At 45.3% G+C, this 318-nt stretch carries 1 protein-coding gene; it reads left to right on the forward strand.

The genetic code is table 11. The annotated features are described in order from the left end of the window. Positions 1 to 84: 84 nt before the first annotated feature. The coding region (gene tnpA / locus V6259_RS19735) for an IS66 family insertion sequence element accessory protein TnpA (RefSeq protein WP_341585983.1) at positions 85 to 318 on the forward strand (234 nt) is incomplete at its 3' end.

Raw genomic sequence — 318 nt, forward strand, 5'->3', positions numbered from 1 at the left:
TTCTACGCCGTTATTTCATCTCATCTTTTTGCACTCTAAACTGGACTCCGTTTTCATCTTATAACCGATAACGGAGTCCATCTTATGACCAAACCTTATACCCGTCGTTCTTCCTCTGAATGGCAAAGAATCATTGATGATCAAGCCGAGTCCGGTTTATCCGCTCCTCAATACTGCGAACAGCATCAGGTGAGTTACGCCAGTTTTAGTAAATGGCGTCAGCATTTTTCGGGAACTAAAGCCTCGCCAGATTCTAGTCACTCAGACTTTATCGATCTCAGTCAGGTGCCCGACCTCTCAGTCCCTTATTCTGGACGT

This window comes from Marinomonas sp. TI.3.20, assembly GCF_038155025.1.
In the GTDB taxonomy this organism is placed as follows: domain Bacteria; phylum Pseudomonadota; class Gammaproteobacteria; order Pseudomonadales; family Marinomonadaceae; genus Marinomonas; species Marinomonas flavescens.